Origin of the sequence: Spirosoma sp., assembly GCF_048594605.1 — a bacterium.
In the GTDB taxonomy this organism is placed as follows: Bacteria; Bacteroidota; Bacteroidia; order Cytophagales; family Spirosomataceae; genus Spirosoma.
In genome coordinates this window covers 1-18,310 of sequence record NZ_JBMDWV010000042.1, presented here as the reverse complement: position 1 = coordinate 18,310, position 18,310 = coordinate 1, and the positions used below count along the sequence as shown (strand labels likewise).

At 45.7% G+C, this 18,310-nt stretch carries 16 protein-coding genes; 9 read left to right on the top strand and 7 right to left on the bottom strand.

Annotation, left to right across the window (positions count from 1 at the left end; genetic code table 11):
- Positions 1-867: hypothetical protein (locus tag ACOJS8_RS02425; protein WP_420146936.1), on the top strand; the 867-nt coding region annotated here is incomplete at its 5' end.
- A gap of 45 nt (positions 868-912) precedes the next feature.
- Positions 913-1,746, top strand: coding sequence for a carboxylating nicotinate-nucleotide diphosphorylase (gene nadC, locus ACOJS8_RS02420; RefSeq protein ID WP_420146935.1), 834 nt, complete (start codon positions 913-915; stop codon positions 1,744-1,746).
- Positions 1,747-1,845: 99 nt separating this feature from the next.
- On the opposite strand, the gene ACOJS8_RS02415 is transcribed toward nadC, so the two are convergent.
- From ACOJS8_RS02415 to ACOJS8_RS02400, 4 genes are all read right to left on the bottom strand, one after another.
- Complete coding sequence (locus ACOJS8_RS02415) at positions 1,846-2,136, bottom strand: hypothetical protein (RefSeq protein ID WP_420146934.1); 291 nt, start codon at positions 2,134-2,136, stop codon at positions 1,846-1,848.
- 283 nt (positions 2,137-2,419) lie between these two features.
- On the bottom strand, positions 2,420-3,400 hold the full coding sequence (locus ACOJS8_RS02410; RefSeq protein WP_420146933.1) for a pyruvate dehydrogenase complex E1 component subunit beta: 981 nt from the start codon (positions 3,398-3,400) through the stop codon (positions 2,420-2,422).
- A gap of 168 nt (positions 3,401-3,568) precedes the next feature.
- Complete coding sequence (locus ACOJS8_RS02405) at positions 3,569-5,830, bottom strand: two-component regulator propeller domain-containing protein (protein ID WP_420146932.1); 2,262 nt, start codon at positions 5,828-5,830, stop codon at positions 3,569-3,571.
- Positions 5,830-6,453 carry a thymidine kinase gene (locus tag ACOJS8_RS02400; RefSeq protein ID WP_420146931.1) on the bottom strand — a complete coding sequence of 208 codons (624 nt, stop codon included), beginning with the start codon at positions 6,451-6,453 and terminating at the stop codon, positions 5,830-5,832. Before ACOJS8_RS02400 ends, ACOJS8_RS02405 begins: the two co-directional genes overlap by 1 nt.
- A 207-nt stretch (positions 6,454-6,660) precedes the next feature.
- Between ACOJS8_RS02400 and ACOJS8_RS02395 the strand changes: the two genes are divergently transcribed.
- From ACOJS8_RS02395 to ACOJS8_RS02385, 3 genes are all read left to right on the top strand, one after another.
- On the top strand, positions 6,661-7,989 hold the full coding sequence (locus ACOJS8_RS02395) for a hypothetical protein (RefSeq protein WP_420146930.1): 1,329 nt from the start codon (positions 6,661-6,663) through the stop codon (positions 7,987-7,989).
- 122 nt (positions 7,990-8,111) lie between these two features.
- A complete protein-coding gene (locus ACOJS8_RS02390) occupies positions 8,112-10,232 on the top strand; it encodes a ComEA family DNA-binding protein (RefSeq protein ID WP_420146929.1) in 2,121 nt (706 codons plus the stop codon).
- A 107-nt stretch (positions 10,233-10,339) separates the two neighbouring features.
- Positions 10,340-11,869 (top strand): ArnT family glycosyltransferase, encoded by a 1,530-nt coding sequence (locus ACOJS8_RS02385; RefSeq protein ID WP_420146928.1) that lies wholly within the window; start codon positions 10,340-10,342, stop codon positions 11,867-11,869.
- A 16-nt stretch (positions 11,870-11,885) separates the two neighbouring features.
- Here the strand turns inward: ACOJS8_RS02385 and ACOJS8_RS02380 are convergent, their stop codons facing one another.
- Together ACOJS8_RS02380 and ACOJS8_RS02375 are read right to left on the bottom strand one after the other, a co-directional pair.
- Positions 11,886-12,632 (bottom strand): ABC transporter ATP-binding protein, encoded by a 747-nt coding sequence (locus ACOJS8_RS02380; protein ID WP_420146927.1) that lies wholly within the window; start codon positions 12,630-12,632, stop codon positions 11,886-11,888.
- 7 nt (positions 12,633-12,639) lie between these two features.
- Positions 12,640-13,371 (bottom strand): MlaE family ABC transporter permease, encoded by a 732-nt coding sequence (locus ACOJS8_RS02375; RefSeq protein ID WP_420146926.1) that lies wholly within the window; start codon positions 13,369-13,371, stop codon positions 12,640-12,642.
- A 160-nt stretch (positions 13,372-13,531) separates the two neighbouring features.
- On the opposite strand from ACOJS8_RS02375, the gene ACOJS8_RS02370 reads away from it, so the two are divergent.
- The gene (locus ACOJS8_RS02370) at positions 13,532-14,206 is read left to right on the top strand and encodes an SDR family oxidoreductase (protein WP_420146925.1); all 675 of its coding nucleotides are present in this window, start codon (positions 13,532-13,534) and stop codon (positions 14,204-14,206) included.
- Positions 14,207-14,371: 165 nt separating this feature from the next.
- The gene (locus ACOJS8_RS02365) at positions 14,372-15,286 is read left to right on the top strand and encodes an ROK family protein (RefSeq protein ID WP_420146924.1); all 915 of its coding nucleotides are present in this window, start codon (positions 14,372-14,374) and stop codon (positions 15,284-15,286) included.
- A 42-nt stretch (positions 15,287-15,328) separates the two neighbouring features.
- Here ACOJS8_RS02365 and murB read toward each other — a convergent pair whose 3' ends face one another.
- Positions 15,329-16,354, bottom strand: a complete 1,026-nt coding sequence (gene murB, locus ACOJS8_RS02360; RefSeq protein WP_420146923.1) for a UDP-N-acetylmuramate dehydrogenase — start codon at positions 16,352-16,354, stop codon at positions 15,329-15,331.
- A 274-nt stretch (positions 16,355-16,628) separates the two neighbouring features.
- Here murB and ACOJS8_RS02355 point away from each other — a divergent pair, with 274 nt between their 5' ends.
- Entirely contained in the window at positions 16,629-17,066 is a 438-nt protein-coding gene (locus ACOJS8_RS02355) for an SPOR domain-containing protein (protein ID WP_420146922.1), read from the top strand.
- 90 nt (positions 17,067-17,156) lie between these two features.
- The gene (gene gmd / locus ACOJS8_RS02350; protein WP_420146921.1) at positions 17,157-18,269 is read left to right on the top strand and encodes a GDP-mannose 4,6-dehydratase; all 1,113 of its coding nucleotides are present in this window, start codon (positions 17,157-17,159) and stop codon (positions 18,267-18,269) included.
- The last annotated feature ends 41 nt before the right edge of the window (positions 18,270-18,310 follow it).

Genomic DNA, 18,310 nt, shown 5'->3' with positions numbered 1-18,310 from the left:
GCCAGTTTTATTGCGTTTAAGGCCAAAACGGTGCTGATAAAAAGTTTCGAAAACGTACTATCTCCATTGATGGTGGTACCAAAAAATAACATCGACCGTATTGTTTTATCAGACGGTACGGTCCTAACCGCAGGCGACATTCTGAAGCGTCAATCCCCGGCCGACCAACTCGCCTTATTTATTAAACAGGAAGCAGCACGAATAGCGAATGACGATGGCTCATTCCGGCCTGTTGCGTATGAACGGTCGAATTTTCTGGGTAAATCCATTACGTTGGTTAGCGCCAGAAATACAGCTAAGCATACAATTCTCACCTTCGTGCGCAGACAGGATGGCTTAACCCGATTTGTCATTAGTTCTGCTACGTATCTGTATAATCGGCAAGATATTCGGCAAGCGTTCCGGCTGATAAATGCGGGCTCATTTGATATTGATGTACCCATTACAGTTCCTGCCGGTGTTGATTCCTTACAATATGATCTGTGCTTTGAGCGAGTCCCCTCCGACGTGGAAGAAATCAATTTTAAAAGCTTACCCATCACAGCGGGCGCTTTGGGAGGGCCAGTAGGTGGTTATTTTATCACCAAACTCGCGGTCATTACTCTTCCTGAAGATAAGGTGGGCCAATCGCCTGCAAAATCGTTCGGAACTCTTACGCCAACCTGTATAACCTGTGGCGGAATCGGGATAATACGTTGTTCTGAATGTGCTGGTAACAAGACCGTTATGGTTACCCGGCAAATCCCAGCTACCCTCACTAACAACAGGACATATCGTACTATAACGGAGTCAATACGTTGTCCTTTATGTCAGGGCAATGGCAATTATCTCTGTGCCAATCGACCTAATCATCCTGAACTTCCGTAAGCGACACCCGCAGCTTCGTCAATAAAATTTGTCTACTTTCGCCTTATGAATTTACAAGAATTTATCCGACTAGCCCTGGCCGAAGATGTTGGCGATGGCGATCATACCTCGCTCTCTACAATTCCTGCCGATGCGCAGAAGCGCGCCCGGTTATTAGTTAAAGAAGCCGGTATTCTGGCTGGTGTTGACGTAGCAAAAGCTATTTTCGCCGAAGTTGACCCGACTTTCGATGTAGAAATTCTGATTCAGGATGGAGCCGCTATTAAACCCGGCGACATAGTGTTAACGGTTAGCGGTAACGCCCGTAATATCCTGACCGCTGAGCGATTAGTGCTGAACTGTATGCAGCGCATGAGTGGTATTGCTACGCACACACGTGAACTGGTCAACCTGCTCGAAGGAACGCAGGCCCAACTGTTAGATACGCGTAAGACAACGCCTAACTTCCGCATTTGCGAGAAAATGGCGACTAAAATCGGTGGAGCAGTCAATCACCGATTTGGTCTGTACGATATGATTCTGATTAAAGACAACCATGTTGATTACGCTGGCGGAATCGAAGCAGCCATTACGAAAGCGGTTACGTATTTGCGTGAAACAGGCCGTCAGCTACGTATCGAAATAGAAACCCGCAACCGCGCTGAAGTCGAAGAAGTACTACGCGTAGGACAAGTCGATATAATTCTGCTGGATAATTTCTCGCCCGAAGGAATTCGCGACATGGTACGTCTGATCAATGGCCGTTTTATTACCGAAGCCTCGGGCGGCATTGATGAAACTGACCTACGTGCCTACGCGGAAACTGGCGTTGATTTCATTTCGTCAGGCGCATTGACGCATCAGATCAAGAGTTTAGATTTGAGCCTGAAGGCGTATTAACTCAATTTAGGAGAATACTATAGCCAGCCTTTAATGTTGCTATGTTGTCTTAAAAAGGAGATCTAGTAATTACTGGCTATAGTAAACGGCAGTGTATCTTTATTTTGCTGGGTTTTCATCAATGCCTAACCTTGGCAAAGCAGGATTTAGTATTCTCGGAACCACTTTTATTCGGAAGACTCGCATACCTGCTACGTCGAAATCACAACCGTATACACCCCGCTGCTTTACACCCCGGTAAACGGCCGTATAATTGACTTTAAGCGGCCAGTTATTCAATACCAGTTCAGCCGTGATCGCATCCACGGCTTTACGAAGATTTGAAAAAAACGTTATCGTTGGCTCTCGCTGACGTAGCGTTGTCAGTGAGCCAACATATTGAACCGTCACTTCATAAATTATCCGTCCCGTAGGTCGTAATGCAGTGCTTTGAGCCACTATCTTTTTATTCTTTTTACAATTTTACGCACAAGCGTCTTTTAGTGGAAAATAATTCAGCTATTTTTCACTAGGCGAACTAAACTGAAATCGAGGGCGTTTTGACTATAATCGCGCCAATCAACGCCCACTTGCATAAACAGGTGGGCGTTGTTATTTTGAGCATTTGCAACAAAAAGCGCTGGTCGGTTCGACCAGCGCTTTTTGTTAGTTGTACAATCTGATTGTAGTACCCTTATTTTTTATACATAACCGACTCGACGGCCTGCAGCGTGCGTTTTACGTTTGGCAGAATCGCTTCGATGAGTGTAGGCGCATAAGGCAGAGGTAAATCCATACTATTAACTCTAATCACCGGCGCATCAAGGTAATCAAACGCATTACGCTGAATATTGTATGTCACTTCCGATGAAATGGCAGCCAACGGCCAGGCTTCTTCTACAATCACACACCGATTGGTTTTCTTCACCGAATTGATAATAGTGGCATAGTCTATTGGACGAACGGACCGAAGATCAATTACTTCAGCCGAAACGCCGTTTTTAGCTAGTTCTTCAGCAGCGGCAAGCGCCACTTTCATAATCTTGCCAAACGACACGATCGTTACGTCATTTCCTTCGCGTACTATGTTGGCCTGGCCAATTGGAATGAGATATTCTTCTTCCGGAACCTGACCTTTGTCGCCATACATCAGCTCCGATTCCATGAAAATAACAGGATCGTTGTCGCGAATGCACGATTTAAGCAGTCCCTTGGCATCGTAAGGATTCGATGGCACAACAACTTTTAACCCCGACGTATTGGCAAACCAATTTTCGAAGTTTTGCGAGTGTTGTGATGAAAGCATGCCAGCATTTCCCGTCGGTCCGCGAAATACGATCGGGCAGGAATATTGCCCACCGGACATCGACATTACTTTAGCGGCTGAATTAATGATCTGGTCAATTGCTACAAGCGAAAAGTTGAACGTCATAAACTCAATAATAGGCCGTAAGCCGTTCATGGCAGAACCAACTCCGATACCAGCAAAACCCAGTTCGGCAATTGGCGTGTCGATAACGCGCTCCGATCCAAATTCGTCCAGCATTCCCTGACTGACTTTGTAAGCACCATTGTATTCGGCGACTTCTTCGCCCATCAGATAGACCAGCGGGTCCCGGCGCATTTCTTCCGACATAGCCTCCCGTAGGGCCTCACGGAACTGTATTTCTCTCATGCTGAATGTATTGATTTCGTTGTAGCACGTCGTTCAGATAACGGAATGAATCTAACAACGTCGGCTAAAATATCGGTCAAAATTAGGTAAAATGACCTGATTGGGCAACTGTCAGAAATGGCTTTTTGTTTGGTTAAATGATTAGTAAACGCGAGATACCAGATCGGACTATCGGACTATTGCCAGTTTTCCGGCCAATCCTTCTACTCCAGCCGACGTAACGACCACAACCAAATAAATTCCGGTTTGTGCCGTTCGCCCCCGGTAATCGCGTAGATTCCATGTTGCCGTTCCTCCCTGCGACCGGGTTTCATAAACCAACTGGCCACCCGCATCCAGAATTTTAACGGTTGAGTTTTCAGTAAGGCCGTTGATACCCACTGTTCCCATAAAATCAGGACGTACGGGATTAGGAAAAATAGTTAGCTGGCTAAGTTCCTGAGCGGGTTCGGTGGCGCCCCCCCGGTATGCCATTAGTCCGTTCGGCGTCTGAATAAATACATTCCCGCTAATCGGTTCAATGGCCAATGTTTGAATCGTATTGCTGGATAATGGGCTATTCTCTGCGGTAAACGTATTAAGTAATTGCGATCCGTCGGGTGCTACGTGGTAAAGTCCGCTCTGCGTACCAATCCATTTGCGATTGCCACCATCGACGGCAACGGCTGTAATCACCTGGTTGCCCAACAATCGACGCCCATTGATAAGAGGAGGCTGCCCATCAATAACGCTATCAAAAATACCAGCCGGATAATCGAATACAGTAGGCCCCAGATCCGTTCCGACCCAGATGGCGCCATTTCGGTCTTTCGCTAGTGTTCTTATGTTGCTATTCGGCAAGGCACCCTGCCCCACCCGGCTCGTCAGCAATCGGCTCCGGTTAGTTTGCGGATCAAACACCTGAATTCCTTCCCTATTACCCAGGCGCATCCATAAAAAGCCGTTATCGTCGGGAACAATCTGCTGAATACCGGTTAGATAAACACTCGGAAAAGACTGAAATTGCCCATTGGTCCGACGGACATGTAAGGTAGCAAGCTGTGCATTACTTCCTCCGGTGGTTATCCATAAATTACCCTCAAGGTCAGCGGCAAGACTCGTGATAAATGGTCCAACCGTACCGGGAATCGAAACAGCTACAGGAGTTTGCCCTTCACTCTGGCTCCATAAGCCACCTCCAAAGTTGCTTAGGTATAACTTTTGTTCAGCCGGAAGATAAGCTGCGGAATTAAACCCGACTGTTACGTTAGCGACTAAGTTACTGCTCCAGCGCTGGTTTTGAACCGAAAAAGATTCAGATGGTGGCCGGTTAGCTATCAGCGCTGTATTATCCTGTGGGCCATTTGGCAAAGCAACAAGTGTTTGTGCATATGCGTACAGGCTGCCAAACTGGTCGCTTGCCGGCCCATCTGGCGCGACGGGCTGAAACGTACCGTTTGTACCCGCCAGTAAACCGTTCTGCGTATCAGCAACCCATATAGCATTCCCATCGGTAACAACCTCATTTGGATCAATTAATCCAGATCCCGTAAACGTAAGCGAGTTAGGTAACGTAATGGCTCGGCTGGTAGCTAAAACGGGCCCTTCGGCCGACGGAAACAGCCGGATAACCGGATCGGAAATTTGCCGCCATAATAACCAACTGGCATTATTTCTCGTGTAAACTCCTCTGTTGTTGACCGATACGTATAGGCGGTTTTGATCAGTCAGTAGAGACGATAAGGCTGCATTCGGTTCCTGAACAGCTCGCCAGTTGGCTGGATCGGCGATATTAACATTGGCGGCAAAACGCACTGCCCGCAATCTATATCCAATTTCTGTCAAACTCTGCGGAGCTGTTAGCGCATACAAACTATCAGCCGTGGCAGCTGTCTGGTAAATAGGCAGGGGCGTTCCGTCGGGGCGTTGGCTGAAATACGTATCCCGAATCTCATTCCTTTGCAAATCCAGCACCAACAGCCCAAAATCTGTACTTAGGTAAGCGTTATTTCCAATCCGATTCAGGTGATTGATTGTTCGCGAATCCGGCAGGCTGGAAGCCGAAAGGATGGTATTAAAATTCGCGATTGAACCCGGCTCACCCGTTTCTGTCAACGTTAAAAAATCCAGGTTACCATTCCGATAAGCAATTAACAGACGTTTTTGATCAGCAAGATAAAGTAACCGGCTAATGCCCACATCGCTCAGGCCCGACGTTTTATCGAGCGTAACCGTTTCGCTTGTGGCTTTGTCGTAATAAAAAAAGCCATTTCTGGTAGCGGCATATACTTTGTTGCCAACGACCACAACCGACTGACCGGACCGATAACTAACGTGTGATTTCCACGTATCGATTTGAGCGAAGGAAACTTCAATAATGAAAAACGTACAATGAAAAATGAGGAGCAGGCAACTCCATTTTGGTTCATTCTTCTTGCGGTTATTCGTCATTACTTATTAACGTCCTCATAAGCCCACTCCTTACGTCCAGCATCGACACCAAGATGAAAACAGCGCCGACAGCGGGCTTCGTAGCTGTCTGTTTCGCCCAGTAAGACCCGCTCCTGCGAAGGAAGAAGTCGGTAAGAGTAATGTGCGATATCGCCACAAACCACGCAAATCGCATGAACTTTCGTTACGTATTCAGCAACACTCATCAGTTGGGGCATACAGCCAAAGGGTTTGCCGGAAAAATCCATATCCAAACCTGCCACAATTACCCGCTGCCCCTGATTTGCCAGCTGGTTGCAAACGTCAATTATATCCTGATCGAAAAACTGCGCTTCATCTATACCCACTACGTCGCAATCCCCGGCCAGCGCAACAATCTGACCCGCCTTCTGCACCGGAGTTGACCGAATCGTGAGGGCAGAATGCGAAACGATATTTTCCTCGTGATAGCGGGTATCTAACGCAGGCTTAAAGATCTGAACGTTGAGCTTGGCAATACGCGCCCGATTGAGCCGACGAATTAATTCCTCTGTTTTGCCGGAAAACATTGAGCCGCAGATCACTTCAATCCATCCAGTACGTAGATGGGGCGGTTCGCGTCGGTGGTTGGGTTCAATAAACATCGGGTATTGGTCGTTGTAATGGCCGGAAACTTATTAAACTACAAACAATTTGTTTCTTCAGCACGTAGTAATGGCCTTGTTACTGGATTTGTCAATTCCTCCAGAGAGGTTTGCCATCGAAAACTTTATCTTTACCAGGACTTTCTTTTAGAATCCAAGTAAGGCGCTTAATTGAAGTCCTATTATACAAAACAAAGGCTTTTCCTGATGTCGAACAAGTTTAACGCAAACGCGCTTACTGAATATAGCAAGTCATACGCCCGTCGAATCGCAACCGATTTTTACCAGAACCATGCAGTTATTAATGGCGAACAAATTCTATCTCTGACGCCCATTGCCCAGATTAATCTGCTGGTTATTAGTAGTCTATCAGACAGATGGAGGGCAGATGCTGAAAAATTCAGGAGTCATTATTTTGACTTCGCCAATGCTGACGTTCAGGAAGCCTTGCAAAATTTTATGAACGTAGTATCGCAGCACATTTCGGTTCGGCGCGAACATCTCGAGCCGTTACTGGCAGATGCTGTCCGTCGAACGATTATTCTAATTTTTGACCCTCGGGCTTATTTCGATGAAATTATACGTAGCCAACCCGAATTCATGCTTACAGCCGCAGCCTTAAAACAGCTGAATCGTTTTACAAAGATTAACCAGTTTATTCCCGCTCATATCACGCAACGCATTAAGGATAAACCTTTTGTCTATGCCAATCAGGCCATTGGTTTTCTGGATGAAGCCCTTGCTCAGCGTGGGCATGAACTGGAACATTACGACAAATACGTAGCGTTATTCTCTGAGAAATTACCCATGGACGTATCGGCTTTGCTGCGGAGTCACGTGCCGGATAACATCCCAAATCCGCCGGCCCGGTCGTTTTTTGACACCCTTGACGAACCCGCCATTCCACCTGCTCCTCTGGTTGCGGTCGAAGCTACGACAGACATTGTTGCCCCCGCTATCCCTCCCCAACCTACCACAGCCGAACCGGCTGGTTTATCAGCGGAAGAGGCACGTAATGCCCTTCAGGAAATTTCGGATAATCCAAAACCAGAATCAGCGGACACAACCGGATCAGGCGGACCTATGTTTTTGAGTGGTGAACCTGGACCCGAACCCGTTGCTCCTGTTAGCCAGCCTTCTCAAATGCCGACTGGTGCTCTTTCGCAGCCCAGCATCACTGAATCCGGTTCGTCAATCGTGCCGGCTGAATCGCCCGTTACACTAAACGATACGTTGCGCGAGACAGGTGTTGCCGAATCGGCGCAGACAACTACAGTTGCCGAAACTTTTCATCAGGCGCCCATTGAAAGCGTTGCTCGCAGTATTTCGCTGAATCAGAAATTCCGGTTCATCAACCAGTTATTTAACGGAAACACAAGCGCTTACAACCAGGCTGTTGAAGAAATTGATACGCTCACTAATTACGGGCAGGCGCTCGATTTAATTTCTGATCGCTACGCGTCGCAGTACCTTTGGGACATGAATAGTGATGAAGTGAACGAATTGGTTGACATTCTTAAACGACGATTCGCCTAAAACTGCTTATGTGCCTTTTTTGATCGATACGTACCTTTATCGGCTTGTTTTCGTCATAGAGTCACCAACGTAACGGAGGCAAAAACACTACGTTCCTATTCCCCTTCGAGAAGGTTGGTTTTATGCCATCATATGAACGAAGGAGACTGCTACGCTCTGTTTATCTGCTTGTTACCGTCGGATCATTGTCTGTTACTCCCGCGCATTCCCAGACAGATACGCCGGTACGTAGGAATGTAGACCAGGGTTTAGACATAAGCCGGTCTATCCAGGACTTATTTCCCGTGCAAACCGAAGGAATCGATTACCAATCAGTATTCGATGCGCTGGCTCAATTGCACGCTAATCCGCTCGATCTGAACAAGGCCGCACGCGACGAATTAGCCGCTACGTATCTCCTGTCCGAGCGTCAACTGAGCAGTTTAGCGACGTATCGTGCCGAAGTCGGAGATTTGCTGTCAATTTATGAGCTACAGGCAGTCCCGGACTTTGATGTACCAACGATACGTCGGCTTCTTCCTTTCGTAACTGTAGGCAGTCAGTCAGGTTTGTTTGGCAAATTGCCAACCTCAACGGATAACTATCTGATTGTACGTTATGAACAGGTACTTGAACAACAAAAGGGCTTTGCCGAAGCTACACCCGATAAAAAGGGGAATTTACCAACTCGATATCTGGGCGATGCCGGACAATGGTATGCCCGCTATCGTTACAGTCGACCGCGTGCTTTCAGCGTAGGTGTAACCCTCGAAAAAGACCCCGGCGAACAATTAAAATGGCACCCATCCACGCGTCGGTACGGTGCCGATTATTTTTCATTTCATGCACAAATACAGAATCGGGGTAAATGGCGAAATCTGCTGCTGGGTGATTATCAACTACAGATTGGGCAGGGTTTAGTATTATCAGCAGGCTTTGTACTGGGCAAAAGTGCGGAAACTGTACAGACCGTTCGACGGCCAATGCTGGGTGCCCGACCGTACACATCACTCACGGAGAGTGGTTATTTACGAGGTGTTACCGCTACGTATGCTGCTCATCCGATGATCGACGTAACGCTTATCGCTGCCAGCAATCGACGCGATGCGAACATGTCGACAGACAGCCTGGGCAATCGGATAGCGACATCACTACAAACGTCGGGTTTACACCGCACTCCGTCAGAAATTGACGATCAGAGGAGCTTACTTGAAACCAATCTGGGAATGCATATCCTCTACCATAACCGTCAGCAGTTGCAGATTGGTATGACTATTTTACGGACGACTTTTGATACGTTCCTGCGTAAACGCGACCAGCCTTACAATCGATATGAATTCACAGGAAAACAAAATCTGGTAATTGGAATTCACGGCAATTATATCTGGCGCAACTGGACCCTATTTAGCGAAGTGGCCTGGAGTAGTGGTTCTGCTACGTATTCGGGTGGTTTTGGTGCGGTGGGGGGCGCTTTAGCGAGCCTGACGAAAAAGCTTGATCTAGCCCTTGTACTACGTCATTACGACCGTAATTTTCATAGCTTCTATAGCAATGCTTTCAGCGAAGGTACGCGAACCATTAACGAAACAGGCGCGTATGCAGGATTGAAATATACTGTTTATCGTAAGATGACACTGAGCGGCTTTGTCGATTACGTTAGCTTTCCGTGGCTGAAATATTTAGTGGATAAACCCTCAAACGGCTTCGATTATTTAGTTCAAGTTCGTTACACACCTAATCGAAAAACGGCTTTTTATGGAGTTTTTCACGAAGAGCATAAACAGAAAAACCTAACAATCGGAAAAGTAAAAGACGTTGTGAGAACAACCCGCCGTAGCTACGCGCTGAACGCCGAATATACCTTGATAAGAGGTTTCTCGCTACGTTCGCGGTTACAATGGGGGTCTTTTGTTTATGCAGGACAGACGCCTTCACGAGGGTTTGCCCTGGTTCAGGACGCCACACTGGACCATCGGCGGTTAAGTATCAGCGGACGATTTGCTCTGTTCGGAACCGATGACTACGACAGTCGGCAGTATGTTTATGAGCGTGATGTATTATACGCCTTTTCGTTTCCGGCTTATTTTGATCAGGGCATTCGCCATTATATACTTTGCCAGTATACCCTGAATCGTCATCTGGACGTCTGGGTACGCTGGGCCCGGACAGATTTATCCAATCAAAGCACGGTTGGCTCTGACCTCGACCAAATCAACGCTTCTCACAAAACAGAAGTAAAGATGCAGGCCAGATGGAAATTTTAGCTTATAAAATTACCGAATAATAAACCAAGTGTATACGTTTTACTTATACGCTTAGTTTTATCCTATATATTTGCCCGTACTACGCTCTGGTAGTCTATTAGATTCGAATGGTGCAAGTTTTACATAATTTATACCAAAAAATCATTCAACATACCTATCTGCTTATCTGGATACTTGTTGGGGTTTTGGGCTTAGCAACGCTTTATGTTCGAATCAAAGTAATTTTTTTAGTCAATCCGGATGTTGGCGGCATCGAAAACAATGTTATATACAGCGTGTTACGTGTGCTTGCGGGGTATCCGCTTTACCAAAATCCTGAGCAGGCTCCATATGCCATTACTCAATATAGTCCAATTTACTACTACCTTGTTGCAGGCGTATCGAAACTTACTGGCTTGACTTCCGATGCAGTATACGAAGTTTATATTGTTGGTCGATGCGTTTCTCTACTTGCCAATTTCTTTTATGCCTGGGGCATATTATTATTAGCCCGACGTATACAGTTGCCGACACCGGTCTCGGTACTCATAAGCATTCTTGCATTTACGCTCCTTCCACCCCAATCTTATGGGCGCCCTGATAGTTTGTATAGTGCATTCGTTATCTGGACCATCTGGGCCGTTCTTCGATGGAACGTTTCCGGGGTATCGAAACGGGTCAATTACGGTTCCGTTTTAACAGCGCTCCTGGCATCAATAGCTCTTTTTTCTAAACAATCGGCTCTTTGCCTACCCATTATCGTGGGCGGTTATCTGCTTTTTTTCAGCGGTAAACCATTACATTTTTTTTTATTTCTAAGCTGGTTTACGCTCTTTCTGGGAATGTTATACGTCAGTCTGTTCCATCAGGAAGCCACCATCATCTATACAAATGTTATTCGTGGTGTGAATAATGGGATTGATTTAGGAAACTTCCGATATAATTTGGTTGATCATTACTTACGCCCTTTTTCCTGGTTAGTTGTACCGGCTCTAGCCATCAGCATACGTTATATCGTGTATGAACGGCCCGAACGTCAGTTTATAGGTTTGGCTACTTTGGGAATCTTTCTGTTTGCCTTAGCGACAGGATTAAAATGGGGATCAGCTCTGAACTACTTTACGGAATTCACAGGTCTATCCTGTCTGTTAGTTGCCGATGCTCTCTGGCAGTTACGCCATGCGCAGTCTGACTGGGCGAACGTAGGCCGCCTGGGAATCTTATTAGGCCTTGTTTGGGTCATTCCAATCAACGCCATGAATTTCAATTGGGGACGTACGTTTGGCAAGCCTGTTGATATGACTTTGTATCGACACGAGCAGACTGTTGCTCAGTACGTCAGGAACGAGCTAAAACACCATCCTGAATACCTGGTGTATAGCACCTTATACAACAGCAGTTATCTAAATGCTTTTCTAGTCCGGAATTGTATTGTACCTCAGCAGGATTTAATCATTGGCTCAGCTTATCCACTACGTTCGTTTGACTATACTGATCTTAATAAAGCGGCACAGGATGGACGAATTCAATTTGTGGTGAGCCGGGACAGCGAAAAGGAGGCTCCACTTTCACCACCCATTTTTCTACATAATTACGAACCGATTAAGTCACTGGAGGGCTATACGGTTTACAAATTCAAGTCAGCGCCTACTCCCTGAACAAATCAAGAACCGCTTACTTTTCCATCTCGCGAATAAGCTTATTCGCGTTTATAAACTCATTTAATTCTTCCACACCCGAATGGGTCAACGTAGCGCTATTACCTTCCCAGAGTTTTTTGCCCTGATAGAGAAACATGATTTTCTCGCCAATTTCCATCATTGAGTTCATGTCATGCGTAATAACAACGGTCGTAATCTTATACTCGTCCGTAATTTCTGAAATGAGCTGATCAATTTTGATCGATGTTAACGGGTCCAGACCCGAATTGGGTTCATCGCAGAATAGATACTTTGGGTTTAAAACAATAGCGCGGGCAATACCAACACGTTTTTTCATCCCGCCACTAATTTCAGAAGGCATTCGATCTGCCGCATTTTCTAATCCTACGCGACGTAAACACTCCTGAGCCCGCTCTATTTTTTCGTTTTCAGGCTGGTCGGTTAGCATATCCAGCGGAAATCGTACATTCTCTAATACGGTTTTCGAATCGAATAAAGCCGATCCCTGAAACAGTACGCCCATTTCCCGTCGAATTGTTTTCTGCTCGTTCAGGTCTGTCGTCAAAAAATCACGACCATCATACAATACTTGTCCTGAATCAGGCTTTATTAGGCCGATCATGCATTTGAGCAGCACACTTTTCCCAGTTCCACTCCCTCCAATAATCAAACTTGTATCGCCGGGCTTAAACGAGCCATTTATACCCGCCAGAACCTGTCGATTACCGAACGTTTTCGCGATATCTTTAATCTCAATCATTCACTAATTAGGTAAGTAACATCTGCGTCAGGATAAAGTCAGCGGCAACGATTGCAACGCAGCTGTTGGTAACGGCAGCCGTTGATGCTGCCCCGACTTCCAATGCTCCGCCCTGCACATTGTATCCCCGGTAAGCCGAAATTGTTGAAATCAGAAAGGCAAACACAACGGTTTTGATAAGAGCGAACGTAACGCCAAACGGTTTATAGTCAACACGTAGGCCGGAAACATAATCTTCAGGAGAAATTACTCCGGCCAACGTACCGGCAATGTATCCACCCAGAATTGCCAGGAACCCAGCCATAATCACAAGAAGCGGAAACATTAGAACGGATGCGATAACCTTTGGCAGCACCAGATAGGAGCTTGAGTTAATCCCCATTACCTCCAGTGCATCAATTTGTTCGGTAATACGCATTGTACCCAGTTCACTGGCAATATTTGAGCCTACTTTACCTGCCAGTACAATGCAGGAAAGTGTGGGCGCCAATTCCAGAATGGAACTGTCGCGTACGATCAGCGCAATAATATTTTTCGGAACGAACGGGTTTGTCAAATTGTAAGCGGTTTGCACGCAGGTGACCGCTCCAATAAAGGAATTGACGAGGGCAACAATAAAAATAGACCCTACGCCTATTGATGTGCATTCGTTCAGAATAAGTTTTAGATAGACACCCAGTTTCTCCCGATTGCGGAAGAGCGTGCCCAGAAAAATAAAGTAACTGCCTAATCGTGACATAAGAGCGTGTAGTGAACCAAACCGACTTTGCTCTATTCTAGGTCGGTATTCTCTATTCGAGAGAACCCTCGTAAAGATAGAATGGTTTCTGATGTAACTTGCGCCGTATGCTAAACCTTATTCCTTTTAGGAAAGCAAGATTACAAAAGAAGTAGTTTATATGAATCCACTCATAGTCGTAACGGGCGGTAGCAAAGGCATTGGCCGGGCTATTGCAGACCGATTTGTAAGCGAGGGCTTTGACGCTGTTATTTGCGCGCGTTCGACCGATGATGTAGCAGGTGATGGGCTCTTGCCCGTTTCGGCTGATCTTTCCACGCGGGCTGGCGTTACGTTGTTACTCGATTACATTCACTCACTCAATCGTCCTGTTGACGTACTAGTTAATAATACAGGTGTCTTTCAGCCCGGCCAAATTCATAATGAAGCGGAAGGTACATTTGAGCAGTTGATGAATACCAACGTAGCGAGTGCTTATCATCTTACACGTGGCCTGGTTGGTGGTATGATTGCCCGGCGAAAGGGACATATCTTTATGATGTGCTCAACAGCCAGCATTACGGCCTACACGAATGGTGGTTCCTATTGTATTTCGAAGTACGCTTTACTGGGAATGAGCCGGGTTTTGCGCGAAGAACTAAAACCGCACAGCGTGAAAGTAACGGCACTTCTACCCGGCGCTACCTTGACTGCCAGTTGGGAAGGCACAGATCTGCCTGAAGACCGATTCATGAAACCTTCCGACGTAGCCGATAGCGCCTGGGCAGCTTATTCACTCTCCAGAAGTGCCGTAGTAGAAGAAATTCTAATCAGGCCACAACTGGGTGATATTTAGTGACTGGAATTTTTGACCGCTTAGCGCTAAAGTAACCGGAACTGCTAAGTGCTAATCACTATTGATTGCAGGGCGGCCCCGTAACGACTTTTTTGTATCTTGCGCCCGACTTCATCTGATCCAAACCGAGTAACTATTTCACTATTAACTAATTATTGCTAACGAATGGCTTCCGTTGAGTATCTGGGTATTGACGTAGGCGGTACAAACGTCAAAATGGGTATTGTCGATGCCAATACCGGTAAAATTTCTAATTTTTATAGTCACGACACCATCAGCTGGCGTCAATCAGGCCATTTTATTGATCGATTTGGTGACGCCGTTGCTTTGCAACTTCTTGCTAACAAGGATGTTAAACAAGTAGGTATAGGACTGCCCGGGATGCTTAATCGCGAGCGCACTGTTCCGCTAGAGATCACCGCCATTCCAGAGATAAACGGTCTGCCGATGGTTGAATTACTGTCTACGCGCTTTCCCGGTATAAAATTCTTTCTGGAAAACGACGCCAATGCCGCGGCTTTGGGGGAGTACTACTTTGCAGAAGAAAAAATTACGGAGAATTACATCTTTATTACGCTCGGTACAGGTATCGGTGGAGCTGCTATTATCAACAAGAAAATATTTACAGGTGGTGATGGGAACGCTATGGAGCCTGGTCACATTCCTTCCCGGAACGGTCGGGTACTGGAACGTAATATTGGAAAAAAAGAACTTCTTGATCTGGCAAACGACCGTAGAAGCGAATATAAAGGAGACACCCATTTGCCAGATGATGGAAGTATATCTACAACAGGACTGGTAGCAGCGGCTGCGGAAGGAGACGAATTAGCTCTCCAAATATGGACAGAAGTTGGCGAAATGCTTGGCGAAGGTCTTGCCGCCCTCATTAAGATTTTAGATATCAAGCAGGTATTGATTGGAGGGGGGCTGTCAGCATCGTTTGACTATATCCTGCCCGCAGTTGAAAAAACCCTCGATTACTGGCTCAATGATTACTATAAAAATGGGTTGAGCATCAAACGCGCCACACTGGGTAATGATGCAGGGTTACTAGGGGCCGCTTCACTTTGTTTTGACTAACGATAATTCTAGAGGAAAGAAGATGCTGCCGTCTTCTTTCCTCTAAATTACATTAACTTCAGGCGTTATCTCGATACCGAATTTATTCAGTACAGACAGTTGAATTTCTTTGGCCAGATTTAGTATCTCATCCCCGCGGCCATTGCCGTAGTTAACCAAAACCAATGCCTGCCTGGCGTGGACGCCTACGTCGCCAGAGCGATAACCTTTCCAGCCAGCTTGCTCTATTAACCAGCCTGCTGGTACCTTAACAACATTTTCCCCAATAGGATAGCCAGGCAAGTTCGGATACTGGCTCAGCAACGTATCAAACTTTGCTCTTGATATTTCAGGATTTTTGAAGAAACTACCGGCATTACCAATCTGAGCGGGATCGGGAAGTTTGCTACGTCGAATACGAATAACGGCTTCGCTTATGTCTTTAATGGATAAATTATGCTCTGCCACCCCCATTTCAGTGAGTGTCTCCTGAATGGCTCCGTAGCGAGTATGAAACGTCGGGACTTTATCCAGCTGAAACGTAACGCCCGTAATAATGTACTGTCCTTTCAGCGATTTCTTAAAAACACTTTCTCGATAACCAAAATCGCAATCGGCGTGCAGAAACGTACGGGTTTCGCCCGTTCTGATATGCGTAGCCGTTAGGGATTCAAAGATCTGCTCCAGTTCTACCCCGTAAGCACCAATGTTCTGCATGGGTGCGGCTCCAACCGTCCCGGGTATAAGCGAGAGATTTTCCATTCCCGCAAATTCCTGATTAACGCAAAACTGAACCAACTCATGCCAGTTAACGCCCGCACCAGCTTTTATATAAACATGTGTGTCATCTTCACGCAATACACTAACTCCCTGAATATTCATTTTAATAACTAATCCGTCAAAATTATGACGAAACAGTATGTTACTACCAGCACCAATAATTAACTTAGGCGTATCAATGAATTCAGTTAAGTGCAATAAAGTTTGGAGATCGTTTTCGTTAGTAACGTCTACCCAATAGCGTGCGCTAACATCAATTCCGAACGTATTGTACGGTTTGAGCGACACATAACTTTGTATATTCAGCATATGCTGTACGTAATAAATCGTCAAAATTAGCTAAAATATAACACCACTCACTGTGCAACTTTAATAGGTTAACTCATTTGATTGACGAAATGGCTATTTTTGCGTCTCATTGACTATGATTATGCGAGTAGGGCTAGGGAAAGTTTTTGTGATAGGTTTGCTGATTCTGACAGGTTGCGCTAGTAGTAGACCTGTTACGTCAAGCACACGATCAACTGTAGATTACAACAGTTATAGTGAAGATTTATCTTCGGTACGACCTGTATATAATTCAATGGCTCCGGCTGTAACTAACAAGCCGGCCATTTCTAACGGATCAACCACGGCGCCTGTCAATACACCCCGTAGAAATGAAACCCGTAAACCGGCGCCCCCTGTTGAAGCTACGCACGTTAATAGACGACTTGATTTAGTGCTTGATACAATTGCAACTCAGAACCGATCAATTCGCTACGCTCCTGGCTATCGAATTCAGGTTTACGTGGGAAATCAACGCCAAGAAGCTGATGCCGCTAAACTACTTATCTACCAAAATTTTCCAGAATTGAGCCCATACCTAAGTTATAATCAACCAACTTATAAACTGAAAGTCGGGGATTTTATGCGACGAATGGATGCCGAGCGTTACTATTCTTCCATCCGGCGGCTAATCACTTCGGCTCAGTTACAGCCAGATAAAGTGGATGTTAGGCGGAGCCTCTTAGTAAAATAAATTATATGATTTAGGCTTCATTATGTACATTTGAATTTGTTTTATACAATTTGAAGCTATACTTTGACAAATTAGTATTTTATAGAAAATATGAAGAAAGCGCTAATTACAGGAGTTACAGGGCAGGATGGGGCCTATTTGGCTGAATTATTATTAGGGAAAGGGTATGAGGTGCATGGCATTAAGCGCCGGAGTTCACTTTTCAATACCCAACGGATTGATTCTATGTATGAAGATCCGCATGAAAAAAACGTGCATTTTAAGCTTCATTATGGAGACCTCTCTGACTCAACAAATATTATACGTATTATTCAGGAAGTACAGCCCGACGAGATTTATAACCTCGGTGCTATGTCTCATGTAAGGGTAAGCTTTGAAGAGCCAGAATATACAGCGCAGGTTGATGGTATTGGTACACTCCGGATTCTGGAAGCTGTACGTTTGCTGGGATTGACGGAAAAAACCCGAATTTATCAGGCATCTACTTCTGAATTATACGGAGGTGTTCAGGGCCATGCGCAATCTGAAACTACACCATTCTATCCAAGATCGCCCTATGCCGTAGCGAAATTATATGGCTACTGGATCACTGTTAACTACCGTGAGGCTTATAACATGTATGCCTGCAATGGTATCTTGTTCAACCACGAATCTCCTCTACGGGGCGAAACATTCGTTACCCGGAAAATTACCCGTGCTGTAGCCCGAATCGGTCTTGGTTTACAGGATAAGGTATATCTAGGGAACCTTGATTCGCTACGCGATTGGGGCCATGCTAAAGATTATGTTGAAGCAATGTACTTGATCCTGCAACAGGAAAAACCTGAAGATTTCGTGATTGCCACTGGCGTGACCACCAGTATTCGGGATTTCGTACGGATGGCTTTCGCTGAAATAGGCGTTGAACTTGAATTTTCGGGTGAAGGCTCTTCAGAAAAGGCAGTGGTTACTCGGTCTTCTAATCCAGATTTTCCAATAGAAATTGGAAAGAATGTTGTATGCGTTGACCCCCGTTATTACCGTCCTACAGAAGTAGATTTATTACTTGGCGATCCAACAAAAGCTATGACAAAGTTAAATTGGAAGCCAAAGTACGATCTACTTGCTCTAGTAAAAGACATGGTAAAAGCTGATATTGATCTCTTCCGGCGAGACCAGCTCCTGGTTAAGAGTGGCCACCAGGTATTAAACTACTATGAATAGACTTACTAGCTATTAACATAATAACGGGAGCCAGCGCTGGC

Coding starts and splice junctions, on each gene's coding strand:
- ACOJS8_RS02395 (WP_420146930.1), top strand. CDS start 6,661: ATGTCGAACAAGTTTAACGCAAACGCGCTTACTGAATATAGCAAGTCA.
- murB (WP_420146923.1), bottom strand. CDS start 16,354: ATGCTGAATATACAAAGTTATGTGTCGCTCAAACCGTACAATACGTTC.
- gmd (WP_420146921.1), top strand. CDS start 17,157: ATGAAGAAAGCGCTAATTACAGGAGTTACAGGGCAGGATGGGGCCTAT.
- ACOJS8_RS02365 (WP_420146924.1), top strand. CDS start 14,372: ATGGCTTCCGTTGAGTATCTGGGTATTGACGTAGGCGGTACAAACGTC.
- ACOJS8_RS02355 (WP_420146922.1), top strand. CDS start 16,629: ATGGCTCCGGCTGTAACTAACAAGCCGGCCATTTCTAACGGATCAACC.
- ACOJS8_RS02405 (WP_420146932.1), bottom strand. CDS start 5,830: ATGACGAATAACCGCAAGAAGAATGAACCAAAATGGAGTTGCCTGCTC.
- ACOJS8_RS02385 (WP_420146928.1), top strand. CDS start 10,340: ATGGTGCAAGTTTTACATAATTTATACCAAAAAATCATTCAACATACC.
- ACOJS8_RS02380 (WP_420146927.1), bottom strand. CDS start 12,632: ATGATTGAGATTAAAGATATCGCGAAAACGTTCGGTAATCGACAGGTT.
- ACOJS8_RS02370 (WP_420146925.1), top strand. CDS start 13,532: ATGAATCCACTCATAGTCGTAACGGGCGGTAGCAAAGGCATTGGCCGG.
- ACOJS8_RS02400 (WP_420146931.1), bottom strand. CDS start 6,453: ATGTTTATTGAACCCAACCACCGACGCGAACCGCCCCATCTACGTACT.
- ACOJS8_RS02375 (WP_420146926.1), bottom strand. CDS start 13,371: ATGTCACGATTAGGCAGTTACTTTATTTTTCTGGGCACGCTCTTCCGC.
- ACOJS8_RS02410 (WP_420146933.1), bottom strand. CDS start 3,400: ATGAGAGAAATACAGTTCCGTGAGGCCCTACGGGAGGCTATGTCGGAA.
- ACOJS8_RS02390 (WP_420146929.1), top strand. CDS start 8,112: ATGCCATCATATGAACGAAGGAGACTGCTACGCTCTGTTTATCTGCTT.
- nadC (WP_420146935.1), top strand. CDS start 913: ATGAATTTACAAGAATTTATCCGACTAGCCCTGGCCGAAGATGTTGGC.